Origin of the sequence: Streptomyces sp. TLI_105, from assembly GCF_900105415.1 — a bacterium.
Lineage (GTDB): Bacteria > Actinomycetota > Actinomycetes > Streptomycetales > Streptomycetaceae > Streptomyces.
Genome location: NZ_FNSM01000001.1, coordinates 8478072 through 8494915, shown reverse-complemented (window position 1 = coordinate 8494915; position 16844 = coordinate 8478072). Strand labels below are relative to the sequence as shown.

Annotated in this window: 15 protein-coding genes and 4 pseudogenes; 10 read left to right on the top strand and 9 right to left on the bottom strand. The window is 68.8% G+C overall.

From position 1 onward, the window contains the following. Positions 1-17 precede the first annotated feature (17 nt). Together BLW86_RS38835 and BLW86_RS38830 are read left to right on the top strand one after the other, a co-directional pair. Positions 18-1022, top strand: a complete 1005-nt coding sequence (locus BLW86_RS38835) for an NADP-dependent oxidoreductase (protein ID WP_093878347.1) — start codon at positions 18-20, stop codon at positions 1020-1022. A 92-nt stretch (positions 1023-1114) separates the two neighbouring features. Beyond that, the gene (locus BLW86_RS38830) at positions 1115-1990 is read left to right on the top strand and encodes an alpha/beta fold hydrolase (protein WP_093878346.1); all 876 of its coding nucleotides are present in this window, start codon (positions 1115-1117) and stop codon (positions 1988-1990) included. A gap of 173 nt (positions 1991-2163) precedes the next feature. On the opposite strand, the gene BLW86_RS38825 is transcribed toward BLW86_RS38830, so the two are convergent. Beyond that, a complete protein-coding gene (locus tag BLW86_RS38825) occupies positions 2164-3129 on the bottom strand; it encodes a DUF4331 family protein (RefSeq protein WP_093878345.1) in 966 nt (321 codons plus the stop codon). Between the two features lie 406 nt (positions 3130-3535). Continuing rightward, positions 3536-3832: a hypothetical protein gene (locus tag BLW86_RS38820; RefSeq protein ID WP_093878344.1), complete on the bottom strand. Its 297-nt coding sequence runs from the start codon at positions 3830-3832 to the stop codon at positions 3536-3538. Positions 3833-3894: 62 nt separating this feature from the next. Here BLW86_RS38820 and BLW86_RS38815 point away from each other — a divergent pair, with 62 nt between their 5' ends. The 3 genes from BLW86_RS38815 (at position 3895) to BLW86_RS38805 (ending at position 6145) form a co-directional block, all read left to right on the top strand. Continuing rightward, positions 3895-4416 (top strand): hypothetical protein, encoded by a 522-nt coding sequence (locus tag BLW86_RS38815; RefSeq protein WP_093878343.1) that lies wholly within the window; start codon positions 3895-3897, stop codon positions 4414-4416. 266 nt (positions 4417-4682) lie between these two features. After that, a complete protein-coding gene (locus BLW86_RS41320) occupies positions 4683-5138 on the top strand; it encodes a transposase (RefSeq protein ID WP_177181899.1) in 456 nt (151 codons plus the stop codon). A 137-nt stretch (positions 5139-5275) separates the two neighbouring features. Further along, on the top strand, positions 5276-6145 hold the full coding sequence (locus BLW86_RS38805; RefSeq protein WP_256341608.1) for a transposase: 870 nt from the start codon (positions 5276-5278) through the stop codon (positions 6143-6145). 83 nt (positions 6146-6228) lie between these two features. Here the strand turns inward: BLW86_RS38805 and BLW86_RS38800 are convergent. Further along, positions 6229-7487: pseudogene (locus BLW86_RS38800) on the bottom strand (IS701 family transposase). 148 nt (positions 7488-7635) lie between these two features. On the opposite strand from BLW86_RS38800, the gene BLW86_RS38795 reads away from it, so the two are divergent. Then, positions 7636-8040, top strand: a complete 405-nt coding sequence (locus BLW86_RS38795; protein WP_093878341.1) for a growth inhibitor PemK — start codon at positions 7636-7638, stop codon at positions 8038-8040. Between the two features lie 176 nt (positions 8041-8216). Here BLW86_RS38795 and BLW86_RS38790 read toward each other — a convergent pair. Continuing rightward, a pseudogene (locus tag BLW86_RS38790) lies at positions 8217-8339 on the bottom strand (IS5/IS1182 family transposase); the annotation flags it as partial. 614 nt (positions 8340-8953) lie between these two features. Between BLW86_RS38790 and BLW86_RS38780 the strand changes: the two are divergent. Beyond that, complete coding sequence (locus BLW86_RS38780; RefSeq protein WP_256341607.1) at positions 8954-9877, top strand: serine hydrolase; 924 nt, start codon at positions 8954-8956, stop codon at positions 9875-9877. Positions 9878-10025: 148 nt separating this feature from the next. Here the strand turns inward: BLW86_RS38780 and BLW86_RS42390 are convergent, their stop codons facing one another. The 3 genes and pseudogenes from BLW86_RS42390 to BLW86_RS38760 form a co-directional block, all read right to left on the bottom strand. Further along, positions 10026-10478 carry a hypothetical protein gene (locus tag BLW86_RS42390; RefSeq protein ID WP_177181897.1) on the bottom strand — a complete coding sequence of 151 codons (453 nt, stop codon included), beginning with the start codon at positions 10476-10478 and terminating at the stop codon, positions 10026-10028. Positions 10479-10559: 81 nt separating this feature from the next. Further along, positions 10560-11194, bottom strand: a pseudogene (locus BLW86_RS44190) (transposase); the annotation flags it as partial. 315 nt (positions 11195-11509) lie between these two features. Further along, entirely contained in the window at positions 11510-12079 is a 570-nt protein-coding gene (locus tag BLW86_RS38760; protein WP_093878336.1) for an EF-hand domain-containing protein, read from the bottom strand. A 604-nt stretch (positions 12080-12683) separates the two neighbouring features. On the opposite strand from BLW86_RS38760, the gene BLW86_RS42385 reads away from it, so the two are divergent. Further along, positions 12684-12830, top strand: coding sequence for a hypothetical protein (locus BLW86_RS42385; RefSeq protein ID WP_177181896.1), 147 nt, complete (start codon positions 12684-12686; stop codon positions 12828-12830). 437 nt (positions 12831-13267) lie between these two features. Here BLW86_RS42385 and BLW86_RS38750 read toward each other — a convergent pair whose 3' ends face one another. After that, positions 13268-13633, bottom strand: coding sequence for a hypothetical protein (locus tag BLW86_RS38750; RefSeq protein ID WP_093878334.1), 366 nt, complete (start codon positions 13631-13633; stop codon positions 13268-13270). Positions 13634-14302: 669 nt separating this feature from the next. Here BLW86_RS38750 and BLW86_RS38745 point away from each other — a divergent pair. After that, complete coding sequence (locus tag BLW86_RS38745; protein ID WP_371129657.1) at positions 14303-14848, top strand: excalibur calcium-binding protein; 546 nt, start codon at positions 14303-14305, stop codon at positions 14846-14848. Between the two features lie 303 nt (positions 14849-15151). Here the strand turns inward: BLW86_RS38745 and BLW86_RS38740 are convergent, their stop codons facing one another. Further along, positions 15152-15490 (bottom strand): hypothetical protein, encoded by a 339-nt coding sequence (locus tag BLW86_RS38740; protein ID WP_093878333.1) that lies wholly within the window; start codon positions 15488-15490, stop codon positions 15152-15154. A 241-nt stretch (positions 15491-15731) separates the two neighbouring features. Between BLW86_RS38740 and BLW86_RS38735 the strand changes: the two are divergent. Further along, positions 15732-16467, top strand: a pseudogene (locus BLW86_RS38735) (transposase family protein). Positions 16468-16844 lie beyond the last annotated feature (377 nt).

The following is a 16844-nucleotide window of genomic DNA, read 5'->3' as shown; positions in this document are numbered from 1 at the left end:
GGGAAACGGAGACGACGATGAAGGCTTTCATGATCGAGCGGTACCGCGACAAGGACGGCGGTGGCGTCACCGAGGCCCCCCACCCGCGGGTGGGCGCCGACGACGTCCTGGTCCGGGTCCACGCGGCGAGCGTCAACCCGCTGGACTTCAAGATCCGCGACGGCGGCTTCAAGGCGATCCTGCCGTACCGCCTCCCGCTCATCCTGGGCAACGACCTCGCTGGGGTGGTGGCCGAGGTGGGATCGCACGTCACCCGGTTCGCGGTGGGCGATGAGGTCTACGCCCGGCCCGACAAGGACCGCATCGGCACCTTCGCCGAACTCGTCGCCGTCCACCAGGACGACCTGGCGCCCAAGCCGGCCACCCTCACCATGGCGGAGGCCGCCTCCCTCCCTCTGGTCGCCCTCACCTCATGGCAGGCGCTGGTCGAGAAGGCACAAGTCCAGCCAGGCCAGAAGGTCCTGATCCACGCGGGCTCCGGCGGAGTCGGCACCATCGCCCTCCAGCTGGCCGGGTATCTGGGCGCACACGTGGCCACCACCGCGAGCGCGGCCAACGCCGGCCTGGTCAAGGAGCTCGGCGCGGACGTCGTCGTCGACTACCGGACACAGGACTTCGAGGAGGTCCTGGACGGCTACGACGTCGTCCTGGACACCCTCGGCGGCGAGACCCTGGAGAAGTCACTGCGTGTCCTCAAGCCCGGCGGGAAGGTCATCAGCATCGCCGGCCCTCCCGACGCGGACTTCGCCCGCGAGCTGGGCGCGAACCCGGTCCTGCGGCAGGCGATGAACGCGCTGAGCTGGAAGACCCGTCGCCACGCCAAGCGCCGGGGCGTCACCTACTCCTTCCTGTTCATGAAGGCCGACGGCGACCAGCTGCGCGAACTCACCCGGCTCATCGACGCCGGAGAAATCCGCCCCGTCGTCGACCGCGTCTTCCCCTTCGACCAGACCCGCGAGGCGATGGAGTACGCCGAGAAGGGCCGCGCCAAGGCCGGCAAGGTCGTCATCACGATGGGGTGAGGGCCGGCCCTCCCGCCCAAAGCCACGACCGGTAAGTCCCGGGCGACGAGAGGATCCTGTCTCCCGCCGCCCCACCCCCACAGGGATCGATCATGAGCGCAACGCATAGTTCCCCTACGCCTGCCCCCGCCTCGTCGTACAAGGACGCGCCCACTCGTTCGGTGTCCGTGCGCGGCGTCGACTTCGTCTACCGGCAGCTGGGCCGGGAAAGAGACGGCGTACCGCTGATCCTGCTCCACCACCTCGCCGCGGTCCTGGACAACTGGGACCCCCGTGTCATCGACGGACTCGCCGTCCGGCGCCGGGTGATCACCTTCGACAACCGCGGAGTCGGCGCGTCGGGCGGCTCCACGCCCGACACTGTCGAGGCGATGGCCCGCGACGCGGTGCTGTTCATCCGCGCCCTGGGCTTCGAGCAGGTCGACCTGCTCGGCCTGTCGATGGGCGGCTTCATCGCCCAGGTCATCGCGGCAGAGGAGCCGCAGCTGGTGCGCAAGGTCATCCTCGCGGGCACCGGCCCCGCCGGAGGCCCCGGCATCGACAAGGTCACCGCGCTCACCCTTCGGGACACCCTGAAGGGTTTCCTGACCCGCAAGGACCCGAAGCAGCTCCTCTTCTTCACCGACACCGAGCACGGCCGAAAGGAAGCGCGCGCCTTCGTTGAACGGTTGAAGGAGCGTACAGACGAACGCGACAAAGCCATCTCGCTGACGTCGTTCCGTGCCCAACTGAGGGCCATCCGCCGTTGGGGCCTCCAGCCGCCTGCCGACCTGTCCCGCATCGGCCAGCCGGTCCTGGTGGCCAACGGCGAGAGCGACCGGATGGTGCCGAGTGAGAACACCCTCGACCTGGCCGCGCGGCTCCCCCGGGGCGAACTCGTCCCCCTCTACCCGGACGCCGGACACGGGGGCATCTTCCAGTGCCACGACGAATTCGTCGCACAGGCACTTGAATTCCTCGAACCGTAACCAGACCGTGGCCCGACACCGATCCACACGGCCCCGAGAGGTTCCCCGATGTGCGGGAGGCGCTGGTGGACCCGACGGTCTCAACTCCTCACAACCCACCACGCCCCGATTTCTCACAAACGGTCCTTTGCGCGAGCAAGATCGACAATGGGTCGTCGAGCGCGGGCCCTCGGTCAGGCGGATGGAGCCGGGTGGGGCGTGCCGAGGTAGGGGAAGTCCGGCGTCAGGTCGGTGTGCGGGGGGATGTTGGCGTTGGGGACCTTGCCGCGGGAGAGCATGTCGATGCGGGCCGTCTCGACGTCGTCGGTGAGGGTGCGGCCGTTGGGGTAGGCGGCGGGCTTGGAGCGGTCGTAGCGCAGCACGTCCGGCAGGATGGTGCGCAGGGTCTGCTCGGCGTCCTTGGCCTCGTAGTGGCCGGTGTGGGCGAGGACCGCGCTCCACGGCTGGAGGTAGGTGTCCCAGTCCTGGGCCGGTTCGCCCTCGTTGTACGCGCCCTTGACGTCTTCCTGGTTGAAGTACGCCGTCACGGAGGGGTGGGCGCCGCGGTCGACGGACTTGAGCTGCCCGTCCTGGCGCACGCTGATGCGGCCCCAGACGCCGATGACCGGGTCCGGGCTCAGCTCCGCGGAGGGCATGTCGAGGACGATGCCAAGGATGTTCTTGTCGATGCCCCAGTCGTTGCCGGTCCACTGGAAGTCGTTGCCGATGCCTTCGAGGTCGGCGAAGAACGGGTCGCTGCGCAGCCCGACCGAGATCCGGTAGGGGCCCGACGTGATGATCTCGGGCTCCGAGCCGAAGGCGACCGGCTCGTCGGTGACGATCTCACGCCCGCCCGCCTCGTGCGACCGGGCCTGCTCGCCGTCCGCCCGGTAGAGGGTGAACGTCTGACGCCCGTCCCGGTGCTCGGAGAAGACGAAGCTGAAGGCCACGTCGGCCTGGTGGTCGCCGTCGGTGTCGACGTTGATGCGGTAGACGGCGTCGGGGTGGTAGGCGTCGCCCATGGTCGGGGCGACCGGATTCGCGTTCATGATCAGAACGGTGCGATCGCCGTCGGTCGTGAACGCGAACAGGTCGGTCATGTCGAGACGGCCGTCGTCCATGGGGGGCCGCAGGTTGGGCCCGCTGAGGTGGTGGGACATGTCCCCAGCTTCCGGCCGACCGGCAGGCGGGTGCTGCCTGACACAGCCGTTTGGAGCCACGAGTTCACCCCGATACGCGGGCGGCACGGAATCGAACAGCCGCTGATGGCGGTGCCTCCCGAAGTGATGAACAGCTGCTGTCCGTTCTCGGGTCCTGGCACACCTTCTGTGGAGCTACGCCGACTGGCCTTGCGTCTGCCTCAGGCCAAGCCGCTGACCTGCCGGTTCCCCGCGTGCTCCGGCATCAGACATTGAGGTTCGGCTCAACACCACAGAGGTTGCGCCGGAACCAGGTCTCGTGAACAAAGCCGACACGGGGAGGGACGAGTCTCGTGCCATCGGGCCGGCGGTGCCCGGAGTCACTTTCACTGGCTCCGGGCACCGCTGTTTCGTACGCCCGACGGAATCAGTGGGCGGCCGGGGCGCCTAGGGTCTGGGAGGTGAGCACGAGGCGCCGTTCGTGCCGGGCGGTGAGCTCCTCGGCCAGGCACCGGGACTCGGCGTCTACGTCGATGGTCAGGCGCTCGACGGGCGGGTGGCCGGCGGCGAGGATCCGCCGCTCGTAGACCTCCTCGGACTGCCGGGCGGGGAACCAGTACTTGACGGCCTCGCGGGCGGCGTCGGCCCAGGTGTCGATGGCGGTGTGGGCGGCGTCGGCTCGGTCCCGGTGTAGCCCTCCGGGCGGTGTCCGTCTCCGCCGCACGGCCGAGGCGGACCGCTCCGCCGGTGGATGCCCGAACTCGTCGGTAAAGCCAGCCTGGATCCATGCTGAGAGTGAACGCACTGCCCGAGGTCCCGCGCTGGGCGCGGCTCGCGGCGACGAGCGCAGCCCTGGTCAACGTCCCGTCGGCGCTGTGGCGACTCGCCATCGCCGTAGGCGTACCGGTGGGACTGGCACAGTCCGAGTACGACACGATGGGCGCTCCCGGCTGGGGATCGCTCGCCCTCGTCGCCCTCAGCCTGGTCTCCGAGGTGTTCGCGTTCCTCACCCTCGGCCTCGTCCAGGGCTGGGGCGAGACCTGGCCGGGCTGGATCCCGTATCTCCGTGGCCGGACCGTTCCGGTCCTGCCGGTGACCATCGCGGCCGGACTCGGAGCCCTGGCCACCACGCTGTACGGCGGGCTGTTCGTCTACACGATGTTCCACGCCGAGATGGAGGCCTCCCGATGGGGCACGTGGCTCCTCGACCTGGCCTACGCGCCGCTGCTCCTGTGGGGCCCGCTCCTGGCCGCGGTCACCGTGCACTACTACCGGCGGCGCACGACGGCGGCCACCGGCCCTGCGTGACCGGACCGAGGGCTTCAGTGCCTGTTTCTCAACCCCAGCGGTGGAGCCGGGGGCGGAGTGAAGCGCGACGGGCGCCGGCACGAGCGGTCGGGGCCCATCGCGGCGGTTCTCCGGACAGGTAGCAGGCAGGTGGGTGACATCGTCAGACACCAGTGATGAGGCGGTTCGTGGTGTCGATCGGTTGGTCTTGGTCGCCGGGGCAACATCGAGTCCACAGCATGTACGCAAGGCGCCTTGAGGACAGGCCAGTCGGTGATCGGCCAGTCGTGATCGAACTGACGGTGCGACGTCTGTACTGCGAGAACTCTGCTTGCACGCGCCGTACGTTCGCCGAACAGGTCGAAGGACTGACCATTCGCTACGGACGTCGAACACCCTCCTCCCGACGTCTCTTGGAGGCGGTTGCCGTGGCGCTCGCCGGCCGTGCCGGTGCCCGTCTGGCAGCCGCCCTGCACATCAAGGTGAGCCGGACAACGCTCCTGCGGGCGATCATGGCCCTGCCCGATCCCGCCTGGGCCGTCCCGAAAGTGCTGGGGGTCGATGACTTCGCCACCCGCCGCGGGCATCACTACGGGACCGTCCTCATTGACTGTGAGGCCAGCCAGCCTCTTGACCTGCTGACCGGCCGGGACGCCGCCACCCTGGCGGGCCGGCTGCGCGAACATATGGATCCGCTCTGGTCCAACCTTGAGCGTATCGAAGACGATTCAGAAGGCCAGTGACGCGACTCCTCTAACGAGCTCGTGCATGGTTGGCGGTGCGGCGCTGGTTCTCGATGCCTGATCATGTTCGCGTGGTGAGGAACGGGTCCCGTGCAGCGATCATCAGTGATCGGAGGATCACAGGACTGTCGGCCGATGTGATTGCCGAACTCGTCGCCGCGGTCGGTCCGTTGTGGCACGGGCGGCATCAGGCGAGACTGGAGTCCAGGCCGCGGAAGCGGGCCGTCGGCGCCGGTGCGAAGCACCTGCTGGTCTTCGTCGACCGGCTCCTGGCCACACTCGTCCACCTCCGTCACGGGGCCACTCACGACGTGCCGGCCTGCTGGTTCGACGTGGACCGTTCCACCATCACCCGGGCGATCGGCGAGGTGCGGCTGCTGCTCGCCGAGCGAGGCTGCACCGTCGCGGTCGGCGTCCGGCTCCGCACCCTCGCCGAGGTCATCGACCACCTCAGGGCCAGCGGGCAGACCGGGATCATCGACGGCACCGAGATCCGGGTCCGCAGACCCGCCGCCGGCCACAAGGACCGGGACAGGTTCATCTCCGGCAAGAACAAGCAGGACGCCGTCAAGGCCATGGTCCTCACCGACGCCACCGGCAGGCTCCTGTTCTGCAGTCCGGCCCGGCCGGCAAGCTGTGCCGACATCACCCACGCCCGCCAGTCAGGCCTGGTCAAGCACCTGGCCGACGGCCCTTTCGTGGAAATCCTTGCCGACGTCGGCTACCAGGGCCTGGGCGCCCAGACCGGCGGCCAAGTGGTGACCCCACCGCACCGCAAGTTCAAGAAGAACCCGCCGGACTGGTACGAGGAGATCTATGAACGCCAGCGCAAGGCGCACTCCTCACGCCGTATCCGCGTCGAGCACGGCATCGCACACCTCAAGAACTGGCGAGCACTCGCCCGCCACCACGGCCGGCGCGAGCACATGAGCGACACGATCCAGGCCGTCGCCGGACTGCTCTCACACCCGCAGGCCGCCACCCTCGGGCCCGGCCAGCCACAGTGACCACCGGGCCGAACTGCACCTTTCGACGTCCCACCGCCAACCATGCACGAGCTCGTTAGTACTCCAGCCGTAGATCGTGATCTTCATGGGTGAAGGATGGCTTGGCGGCGGTAGTGACTGTGGCGGGTGCGGGCCTGGTGGCGTCGGCGCCAGGTTGACCAGCGCAGTCGGTGGGCGGTGTCACGGACTGGTTGAACGATCAGGGCGATGAACAGGCGCTGGATCTCGTTACAGGTGAGGGGGATCAGTCCGTCGGGGCTGGTCCCGTCTTCGGGTGGGGCCTGCGCGCGGCGTTCGAGGGCCGTGGTGACGGCGAGGAAGGCGTGGGCGAGCCGGGCGAGGGTGACCCAGCGGTACCAGGAGTCCCAGCGTCGCACCTGATGTTCGTCAAGTCCCGCCAGTCCCTTGGAACTTTGGAACATCTCCTCCACTGTCCAGCGACTGCCCGCGACCGTGACGAGGGTGCTGAGCGGGACCGGGCGGGGCGAATAGCAGCGGTAGTAGGCCAGCTGCCCGGTGGTGCGGTTGCGGCGGATCAGCAGGTGCTGGTGTCCGGCCGACTGGCCTGTGGCGATGGCGACCAGCGCCCAGTCGTACCAGCGGTGGTCCTTCGCGCCGCGTCCGGCGGACAGCTTCTGCCAGGCGCGGCGCGGTATCTTCCTGGCCAGGTGGTCGGCGCGCTGCGGGCCGGCCGGGGTGGGGACGCGGTTGGGGCACGAGACCGCGAGCACGTAGCCCAGTTCGCGTGTCTCCAGGGCGGCTCGAAGTTTCGGGTTGTCGCCGTAGACCTCGTCGTCGGCTGCCCATGCGGCCGACGTCCCGGCGTCCAGGGCGCGTTCGATCATCTGCTGGGCGAGCTGGGGCTTGGTGGTGAAGCCCACCTCGTCCGGGACGGCGGCCTGCTCGCGGCGTTCGACGTCGCCGGTCCAGGACTTGGGCAGGTACAGGGCACGGTCGATACCTGCGTGCCCGTGCCGGGAGGTGTAGGTGAGGTAGACGGCGACCTGGGCGTTCTCGATCCTGCCGGCGGTGCCGGTGTACTGGCGTTGGACGCCGACCGTGTGCGTGCCCTTCTTCAGGTCGCCGGTCTCGTCCACCACGAGCACGGCCTGCTCGTCCGCCAGATGCTCCAGCACGTAGCCGCGCAGGTCGTCGCGGACCAGGTCGGCGTCCCACTTGGCCCGCCCGAGCAGGTGCTGCAGCCCGTCCGGGTGGTGTCCCCGATGTGCTCGGCTATGGTCCAGCAGTTCTTGCGCGGCAGGTCCGAGAGCAGCCCAAGGACCAAGTCCTGCACCCGGCGCCGGGGTTCAACCCGCGCGAAGCGGCCCGCGATCCGATGCATCAGGCCCTCGAATGACTCCTGCCACCGGGCACGGTCTACGCTGTGACCTGCGGCCACCGAATGATCTTCAGTCTTCACACACCGATGATCAACCGTGGCCGCACCCGTTTTCACAGCGCCCTCACCGCAGATCGTGCCAGGAGGACATATGCAACACGGCGAAGTCTGGTGGGTCGAGTTTGATGAGCGACGGCCGGTCGTGCTGCTGCCGGGGGACGAGGCGCCTGGGCTCCGGGCGATGCAGGTCGTCGCTCCGGCGGGCGTCGACATCAGCGGTCTGGGCATCGAAGTGGCCGTGGGCGCCACGGAAGGACTGCCCTTTGAAGGCGTGCTGCGGTTCGCGTTCCCGCGTCCAGGCTTCACTCCTTGCACGTGGCTGACCATCGTGTCCCAGGACGACCTGGTCGAGCGGGCAGGAGTGCTGTCCTCCGTGAAGCTCGGGGAGATTGAGGACGCCCTCCGTGTTGCTGGACAGCCGCAGGAGTGGACCGCGACGGCAGCCGCGAAGCTCAGCGAGATGAAGGATGCCCTCCGCCTCGGTGGACTGGAGTAAGCGGGCAAGGGACGGATGCCACCGATGGTGTGGGCGATCTCGTCCAGATGATCAACGCTGGCCATCTCCGCGGCGTCCCACACCAGCAAGATCACGATCTAAGGCTGGAGCATCAGGGACTGTTTCTTGGATCACGTTCGGAGCCAGATGATGAGGGCTGCGAGGGTGACGCTAACGCGATAGAGCACCCCGTTGATCACCCGCCGGTGGTCACTCCACCGGCCCCCGCGTATGCCACCAGGGGGCAGGAACGACTCCAGCCGATCCCACTCCGCATTGGTCAGATCCCCACGGCCCATACAGCCAGCCTGACCACAACACCCCGCCTCCGTCAGGAGATCCGAGAAACAGTCCCTACGTGCAGCTCTGCGGCGGATCCCCTCCCGCGGCACGGAAGCTGTGGACCAAGGCGGCACGGGCCGAGGTCACCGTCCACGAGGTCGAGGTCCGCCGCCGCAAGGCCCCCGCCGTCGCCCACATCAGCGAACCGGCCGAGCTCCTCTTGGCCATGCGGGAACTGCGTCTCTCGGCCGGCCCACGCTCCGCGCCTTGGCGGAAAGGGCGGCTGTATCCGCAGGCGGCGGTAGCTTCCTCCCCCGCTCCACCCTGAGTGGCGTGCTCGCCGGAGACCGGGGGTGCACCGCGGAATTCCTCGCCCACTTCACATCCGCGCATGTGGTGTGACCAGCGAGGCAGAGGTGCTGCAGTGGAAGGGGCCTGGCGCCGAGCCCACCAGCGCCAGGCCCCCCACCGAGGGCTACGTGATCGCCTCGTAACGATGTGGCGCATTCCGAGGGTCCGCCCACCAGTGAGCAAACTCTCGCCCGGATTCGTACAACCATCCGTGCGCTCAGGAGTCATATAAGGCGAGTGCGCCGCAGGCGTGTTCGTTTCGTTTCCAGGGGGGACCCACATGACTCACCACATATCCCTGCGTGCCCGCGTGCTTCCGGCCGTGGCTGCCGCCGGGATGCTCGTGCCCGTCGTCGCGGGCGCGGCGCCTGCTTCCGCCGCTACCGCGCCGCAGGTCAGCTGCACGTCCGGCAAGGCCGGGCTCGCCGCCAAGCTTCAGAGGGACATCACCGCCGCCCTCGCCACGCGCACCGGTACCGTCGCCGTCGGCCTGCGCGACCGCACCACGAACACCACCTGCACCCTGCGCGCCACGACCTCGTACGACTCGGCCAGCGTGGTGAAGGTGACCGTCCTCGCCACGCTCCTCTGGGACGCCAAGAAGACCAATCGGTATCTGACCTCACGCGAGTCCAGCCTCGCGACCGCCATGATCACCAAGTCCGACAACGCGGCCACCACCTCCCTGTGGAACCAGCTCGGCATCACCAAGGTGAAGGGTTTCCTGGCCGCTGCCGGCATGACGCGGACGGTGCCGGGGTCCGGCGGCTACTGGGGTCTCACCCGGATCAACGTCACCGACGAGCAGCGGCTGCTCTCGCTGATCACCGCCAAGAACACCGTCCTGAGTGACAACTCCCGCACCTACATCCTCAAGCTCATGGGGAACGTCATCACCTCGCAGAGGTGGGGGACCCCGGCCGGCGCGCCCTCCACCGTCTCCGTGCACGTCAAGAACGGCTGGCTGCAGCGCGCCACGCGCGGCTGGCGCGTGCACAGCGTCGGCACGTTCCAGGGCGGTGGCCACGACTACACCATCTCCGTGCTCACCGACGGCAACAGCACGATGAACTACGGCGTGAACACGATCCAGGCCGTGGCCAAGGTGATCCACCGGGATCTGATCCCGACCGCGCCCACCGCCTCCCGTTACACGCCGACCACCACGCCCAAGGAGGCGTACGTCGCGGTGCCCCAGGGCTGACGCCCTGACCGCGCGCGAAGAGGGCGAACGGGACCACGAGGGCCGGACTCTCCGCAGCGTCGTCCGCCACCCCCTGCCACGCTCCGCCTCGCGGTAGCCCTGGCGTCGGCTCAGCCAGTGGGTCGGTCTTCAGGCAGGCCGTGGAGCATCACCAGGAAGTTCGGCGAGTCGGGAAACGGCTGCCGGCGACCGACCCGCCGGCAGCCCCACGCCTCACACAGCGCCTGGACCTCGGGGCGGCCGGAGTCGACGAAGAGCACGCCCAGGACCTCGGGTCGGCCTTCCAGGAGCGCGGCGTGCAGCTGCTCCGCTGCCCCGGTCTTCCGCCAGGAGGGCGGGCCCTCAGCTCCGAGACGCTGAACGTCGAGTCGTGCATCGGCTTCCCGTCGGCGTTGACGTCCGTGGTGAACCAGCCCCGGGCCGCGTCCGACGCCTTCGGGACAATCACCTGGTCGCCGGCCGTGACCATCGAGGTGACGGCCGGGTTGGTGTCATCAAGCTCCTGGGCCATCCGCATCGGCCGCTCGCCCAGGAGCACGACGAGCTCCTTGCGGATGCGGGTCTGGCGGCGCGTCGGCTGCTTGCGGGCCAGGTCGACCACACGGGCGGTGAAGGCGTCGAGGTTGCGGTCGGTGAACCGGGCAGGGTTGAACGTGCTGATCGCCGCCCACGCGGCGCGGCCGATCTCGACACAGTCATAGCGGGTGGCCAGGCCGCGCCACTGCTTGAGCTTGTTGATGCAGCGCTCGACCGTGTTGCGCTGCTTGTAGGCGTCGCGGTCGAAGGTCGGCGGGCTGCGGGATCACCGCTCGGATCCCGCACCGCAGGAGATGAGAGCGGATCGCGCCGGACGAGTAGGCCTTGTCGGCCAGGATCACGTCCGGCGTGGTCCTGGCCGGCCGACCGGCCGGGGCACCCGCAGGCGGGCCATGACCTGGGGAGCGCGGGTGTGTCACCTGTCTGGCCGGGGCCCGTTTTGACGGGCCCCGGCGGTGTGCTGATGAGCCCAGACGATGACGGAGTCGACCGCGACGACCCGGTCGACGTCGCCTTCGGTGTCGGCCTGGACGGGCAGGGCGGTGAAGACCTTCTCCCAGGTGCCGTCGGCGGCCCGCTTCCGCAGCCGGTTGTGGGCGCCCTTCACAAGCCGAAGTGCTCGGGCAGGTCCATCCAGGGTCTCCCGGTGCGGTACGTGAACGCGATCGCGTCGATCACCTGCCGGTGATCACGCCATCGACCACCCCGCCGAGGCGTCCGGTCCGGCAGCAACGGCTCGATGCGTGCCCCTGGGCATCCGGCAAAGACACACCAGACCAACGATCCGATGATCTGAAAGAAACGGCCCAGCCCCCGCGTCCATGGTGATGGGCTGGCGGCGATGACTTCCGTTGTCTGGCAGTGTAGGCAAGCCCCCGGGGCTTCCATTTCGAACAGGCTGATCGGCGTCGTTGCCGTCGTGGTGCCGGCGGCCGCAGCGCTCACGGTGTGAGGGCGCGGCTGGACTCGCCCTCCAGCACCCCGGGGCGGCGGAGGCGATGACGCGCCGTCGGGCCGGCCGACGGGGCTGGCCGCGTGCTGGGCATGGTCCCAGGGGTCCTGCTGGGCGACGGCCGGGTGTTTTGCGCCTGGGGGTCAAGCCGGAGAGAAGGTGGGGCGTCCCATCCACCAGTTGCCGGTGGCGTCGGGGTCCGGGCTGGTCCAGAACTCGATGATCGCGTTGGTGAACTCGGCAGGTGACAGCATGCCGTCGCCGTCGGTGTCGAGGTGGCTGAACGCCTCGGCCGCACTCTCTTCGGTGAGTTCCGGGAAGTGTCCGCGCTGGAAGAGAAGGAACTCGGCGGGGCTGATCCGGCCGTCCTGATCGATGTCGGCGATCTGCAGGTAGATTTCGGCGATCCTGCCGAGAACGGCCCTGGCAGCCTGGGGGTTCTGAGCCAGCGTACGGGTCGAGGCGACGAACTGGTCCTTCGGGATTCCCTGGCTGTCGGCCGGGAGGAACGGCAGATGTACCTCCCGCCAGATGGCCGTGTAGGCACCGATGATCCGTTCTGCCTCCGGGGAATCCTCGGCATGCCCGAGAAAGGACGCCACCCGGCGGCCCATCTCCACGTGGTCGTCCTCGGTCAGTACACCGTTGCCGTTCACGTCGAGCTGGTCGAAGCCCTGCTCGATCTTCGCTGTCAGAAAGTCCTGGTTGACCATCACCGCTCCTCGCAGGTTCGTGCGCCGAGAACAGGACACGGAAGCGCGCCCTGCCACGCGGGGCAACGAGGAACCGGCCGGAAGGAAACGCCCTGCATCTGCGGCCCCGCGGAGTGGAACCTTCTCCGTGGGTGCCACGTCAGTCACAGACATGCAGACACGCCCCAAGCCGCCATGGGCAGCCGGATGCCTGACACTTCTCGCAGGAGCAACGGCTGGATACGGCGCCTACGGACTCTCCCGGGCCGCCCGCCGGACATGCGCGGTCATCCTCCGGGAACACCCCAGCTTGCTCGACTGGTGGACCTGGGAGGCACCCCTCACCGTCGTCACCGCAGCCTTCACCGGACTCGCAGCATGGGCGATACCCGCCTCCCTGCTCCCCCGGACCACGCCCCAAGCACTGCAGCGGTTCATCCCTGGCGTCACCCTCGTGGGCGCCCTCGCCACCCTGACGCTGCTCGACTTCGCCTGGCTTGGCACACCACTTGGAGTAGGAAACGACACAAACGGCACCTGCGCCTCTGACAACATTCCCGTCTGGTGGCCCCACTGGTTGCCCGCATGACCCCCGGCCCTCGGTAGCTCGGCCGTTCTATCCGAGGTGCCCGACACCGTCATCGACGTCAACGTGCCGCTCGGCCGGAAGTCCGGCGGCATCGACGACCTGCGGGGTACGGCCGCCCGGACCAACCACCAGAAGGTAAGGCAGCCCGGCGATCGTGCCCCCATAGGAGTCACCAGCCTCTAGCCCGGCAGGAAGTGTTCCTCCCGGGCCTCCGCGGCGCCAGCTACTGCGGCACTCACGGCGTCAGGTCCAGAACGCGGACAGATCCTCCCTTCCAGACGCTCCGGGAGGATGGTGACGACGATCGCGCCTTCTGGCCAGTCCGCAGTGGGCGGGGCATGCGCCTGGACCCGGGTGGCCTGCTGGGCTACGGCGGAGAGGCCGAGGTCGACAACGGTGATGCCGGGCAGGGCAGCCAGGTACTCGACGGTGCCAGGGCAGACCCGTTCGGCTCCGGCAAGCGCGCAAGCGGGGAGCAGAACGCGCTGCACGGCACGGTGACCCAGGTCCGGGAACCCTCCCCGCCGGTGCGGGGAGCAGCATTCTTCGCCCTGCGGCGTGGTCCGGATGAGGGGGCCATCCCCGCAGGAGGTCAGATCGTCATGTCTGGAGCTGGGGTACTAAGCACAGATGTGTTTGAAGGCGCTCGCCCCCGGCCGGGCACGGAACCTCACTTCATGCCCGGCGTCGTCGGTGAAGACGGCCTCTGTCTCGGACGTCAAAGTCATCGTGCCGCGCTGGGTCGGGTTGTCCCACCCTTCGGGCGGGTTGCCCGAGCCGTCGGAGAGCGGGGTCTCCGCTTCGAAGTACGTCGAGTCGATGCGGGCCTCGTCGATTCCGCAATGTGTATAGAGGTCGAAGGGAAGCGTCCGGACCGACGGTGACGCCCGGACGGCCTTGGCGCCCTCGTCTGCCTTGGCACAGCCCGTGAGTAACCCAGCAACCACCGCGAGGGCGAAGATGATTCGTCCAGCTCTTTCAGCCATGCCCCTTCGACGCTCAGAACAAGTCGACGGTTCCGTACCCCCACGGCTGTAGGCCACGCGGAGACGGTCGTGCACCGATGCCCATCAGCTCGGCTGACCCGAGTTGCGACACCGCTGGCAAGCCCGGTCCCGAAGTATGCGAGGAGCAGTCGATCGGGCCGGACGGGAGCCAACTGGACAGAGAGAGCCCTCTCTGACGGGTACGCGAAGCAGGCGGTGCAGCCATTGAGCGAGCGCCACTCCGCAAGACCACCCTCGCAGGAGCGGAGAGTAGCTCCACGAGGGTGGCCAGGCCTGGAGCCCCCCACCGGGCAAGGGACGGGCCCGATTCATCACCAGGACCACGACGAGGAGCAGCGCCAGCTTCCCTGCGGACTTGGCCACGGCCGGCTTTACTCACCACCGCCTACCAGGCGGCCTATCGGCAGCCCCGTTCACCTGGCCAACAGGAGCCTGACCTCTCAGGGGTGGCCTCGCCACCAGGCTGTGGTGAGGCTGGCTCACCACAAAGGCCGAGGCCAGCCGCAGATGAGAGCGGGCACAGCGCGGACAGGGCTGTGCCCTGCGCGCCACACAGTGTGATGCCCGTTTGGCCTAGCGTCACGCGCTCCGGGCACGGGCCGCTCTTAGCGTGGGATGACGGTTGCAGAGCACCGAGGAGGTCTTCCGATGAGCAGTCGCAGCACGGTCTCCGGCATAGCCCTGGCCATCGCTTCTGTCGCTCCATTGGCCGGTGTCGCTCACGCTCGGGATCTCGACTGCAAGGACTTCCACTTCCAGGAGGACGCCCAGGCGGTGTTCGACCGGGACACGAGCGACCCGAACCGGCTCGACGAAGACCAGGGCCCCGATGACGGCATCGCCTGCGAAGCGCTGCCCAGGCGCGGCATGGAGACGGTGCCGCCGGTGGGCCCCAGCGCTACCGGCGTTCAGCCGGTGAATCCGAGTGCCACCATCCTGCAGTCGGCAGCCCCGTCCCTGTTGTTCCGAGCCGCGGCACCCGGGCGGGTGTCGGCGGAGCCTTCCGTCCGTCCGGTCTCAGCGTGGGTGTCGGCCTCACCCTGTTCGTCGGAGCCACCGTGGCAGGCGGATACCTCGCAGCACGGCGCTTGCGCCGTGCTGGTTGACGCGGCTGTGACCGCCCGAGCGGTCGGGCGGCCGCCACGGCCCGCACTGCTCGTGCGGGCCGTACGCGTGTTGCCGCTCTCGCGGTAGTCGGGGCGGTCAGGCGCCGATGCCGACGGAGGAGACGTAGGCGTTGTGGTCGGAGTCGAGGTCGTGGCTTTGTACACGAGAACAGGCTCTGGCACAGCTTCCGCGAAACCGAGTCGGGCCCCGTGGCCGAGGCCGACATTCCTGGTGAACGGTCAGGTCAGGGGTGGGCTCCAGGACAGGCAAGAAAGGGCTGGGGCCAGTCCACAGACGTGGGGAGCGGGACTTACCCTTGGCCACGCGTATCAGCAGTGATACCAGGCCCCCATGCCGGCTTCTCCGGCCAGGTCCTGCTCCTTTCGACCCTCATGGACTCCTGTCGGGAGGAGGCTGGGAGGGCTGAGGAAGGGAGTTGAGGAACCAGGGGCGGCTGTCGCCTACCTTCTTCAGCCGCTCCCCCGGGTTGCCGTAGGTGTAGTAGTTCTGGTCGGGGACCGACGGCATGATGAGGAAACCCTGACCGTGGTTGTCGATCACCTTCGAGGTGCGTTTCGCGCCTTCCACCCATTCGAGGGTCAGGGTGAACCGGTAGCCGTGGCGTAGTCCGTAGGGGACCACGTAGAGCTTCATGGTCTTTCCGGGTTCGGGCTCGGCCGGCAGTTCGGAAAACTGCTGGTCTCCCCCGACGTGGGGATTGCCGATCACGGTGTGCGCCGTCGGTGACTTGTCGAGATCGAACAGGAACGTCCTGGCATCGACTCCGCCGCACTGACTGAGCCCTTTCCCACCTGACGGTGCGGGCCGTGTGTGGGGCAGTTCGGTGGAACGACGAAGCTCCTGGTAGACGGGTTCTCGACCAAGATCCCCCGCAGCACCAGGAGCTTCGCGTGCTTGTCCACCCCTCCCCAAGCTCTCGGCTCCGCTCGAGCAGGGGAGACCCCATTCGATCGACCTGTCCCGTCGCACCCTGCGGTGCCTGACCGGACGACTCGCTGCCCGGCGAGGGGAAAATCGGGACCCGATGGCGACGCCTGACCGCCGGCCGCCAGGCTCTCCTCACTCCGGCCCGTCCGCGATGCGGTGACACCTACGCCCAGCCCGCCGCCGGGTCCGGCATCGGCATCGCGACCGTGTACCGCTCCATACGCAAGGCCGTCGACGTGCCGGCCGCCCTCGCACCCACCCCGGCCGAGGCGATGCGCATCGCCCGGACCAAGGCGTTCGTGATCCTGGACGGCACCCCGCTGCCGATCGACCGGACCGCCGCCGACACCCCGTACCACTCGGGCAGACACCAACGCCACGGCAGGAACGTCCAGGTCCTCACCGATCCCTTCGGCCGGCTGCTGCGGGCCCCGCCCGCCCTGCCCGGACCGGCCCACGACCTGACCGCCGCCCGCACCCACGGCATCGTCGACGCGCTCACCGAGGCCGGCCTCACATGCCGGGCCGACAAGGCGTACCAAGGTGCCGGTGGTCCTATCCGGGTGCCCTTCCGCGGCCGCCGCCTCACACGGTGGCAGCGCCGGCACAACAGCACACACGCCAAGATCCGCTGCCTCGGCGAGCGGGCCATGGCCACCCCGAAGGGCCGGCGCCTCCCGCGAAGGCTCCGCTGCGGCACCCACCGCATCACCGCGATCGTCCAGGCCGTCCTCGTCCTTCATCACACCTCAGCGTGAGGCTGGAAAAGGCTCACTGTCAGCAGGTCCATAGTCTCGCGGTGCGGGGCGCTGGGACGGCCTGGGCTGCGACCTGCAAGAGCGCCGGCCTCAGCGGCGCGGTGAACGCGGGCCCTGAGCCAGCCCGACCTCCACCGCGCTCCGAGTGACCCGGGTACGCTCCCGGCCTGGCGTCAGCGGCGGCCTGCCCTCGTGCCGCGACGAGCGGCCGGAACAGCGCCTCGACACCGCAAGGCCCTCGCGGAGTAGACCGCAGGAGCCGAACAGGTGATGAAGGTCCATGCGGCCCTCGGGGCCGCCGGACGGGAGCCGGAGAAGCGGACGAACCCTTCTGCGTGCTGGAACCTGTCGGCGTACTCGTCAAAGTGCTCAGCCGG

Excerpts from the sequence above, each read along its gene's own strand:
- BLW86_RS38835 (WP_093878347.1), top strand. The coding sequence starts at position 18 with ATGAAGGCTTTCATGATCGAGCGGTACCGCGACAAGGACGGCGGTGGC.
- BLW86_RS38830 (WP_093878346.1), top strand. The coding sequence starts at position 1,115 with ATGAGCGCAACGCATAGTTCCCCTACGCCTGCCCCCGCCTCGTCGTAC.
- BLW86_RS38825 (WP_093878345.1), bottom strand. The coding sequence starts at position 3,129 with ATGTCCCACCACCTCAGCGGGCCCAACCTGCGGCCCCCCATGGACGAC.
- BLW86_RS38815 (WP_093878343.1), top strand. The coding sequence starts at position 3,895 with ATGCTGAGAGTGAACGCACTGCCCGAGGTCCCGCGCTGGGCGCGGCTC.
- BLW86_RS38795 (WP_093878341.1), top strand. The coding sequence starts at position 7,636 with ATGCAACACGGCGAAGTCTGGTGGGTCGAGTTTGATGAGCGACGGCCG.
- BLW86_RS38780 (WP_256341607.1), top strand. The coding sequence starts at position 8,954 with ATGACTCACCACATATCCCTGCGTGCCCGCGTGCTTCCGGCCGTGGCT.
- BLW86_RS38760 (WP_093878336.1), bottom strand. The coding sequence starts at position 12,079 with ATGGTCAACCAGGACTTTCTGACAGCGAAGATCGAGCAGGGCTTCGAC.
- BLW86_RS38750 (WP_093878334.1), bottom strand. The coding sequence starts at position 13,633 with ATGGCTGAAAGAGCTGGACGAATCATCTTCGCCCTCGCGGTGGTTGCT.
- BLW86_RS38745 (WP_371129657.1), top strand. The coding sequence starts at position 14,303 with ATGAGCAGTCGCAGCACGGTCTCCGGCATAGCCCTGGCCATCGCTTCT.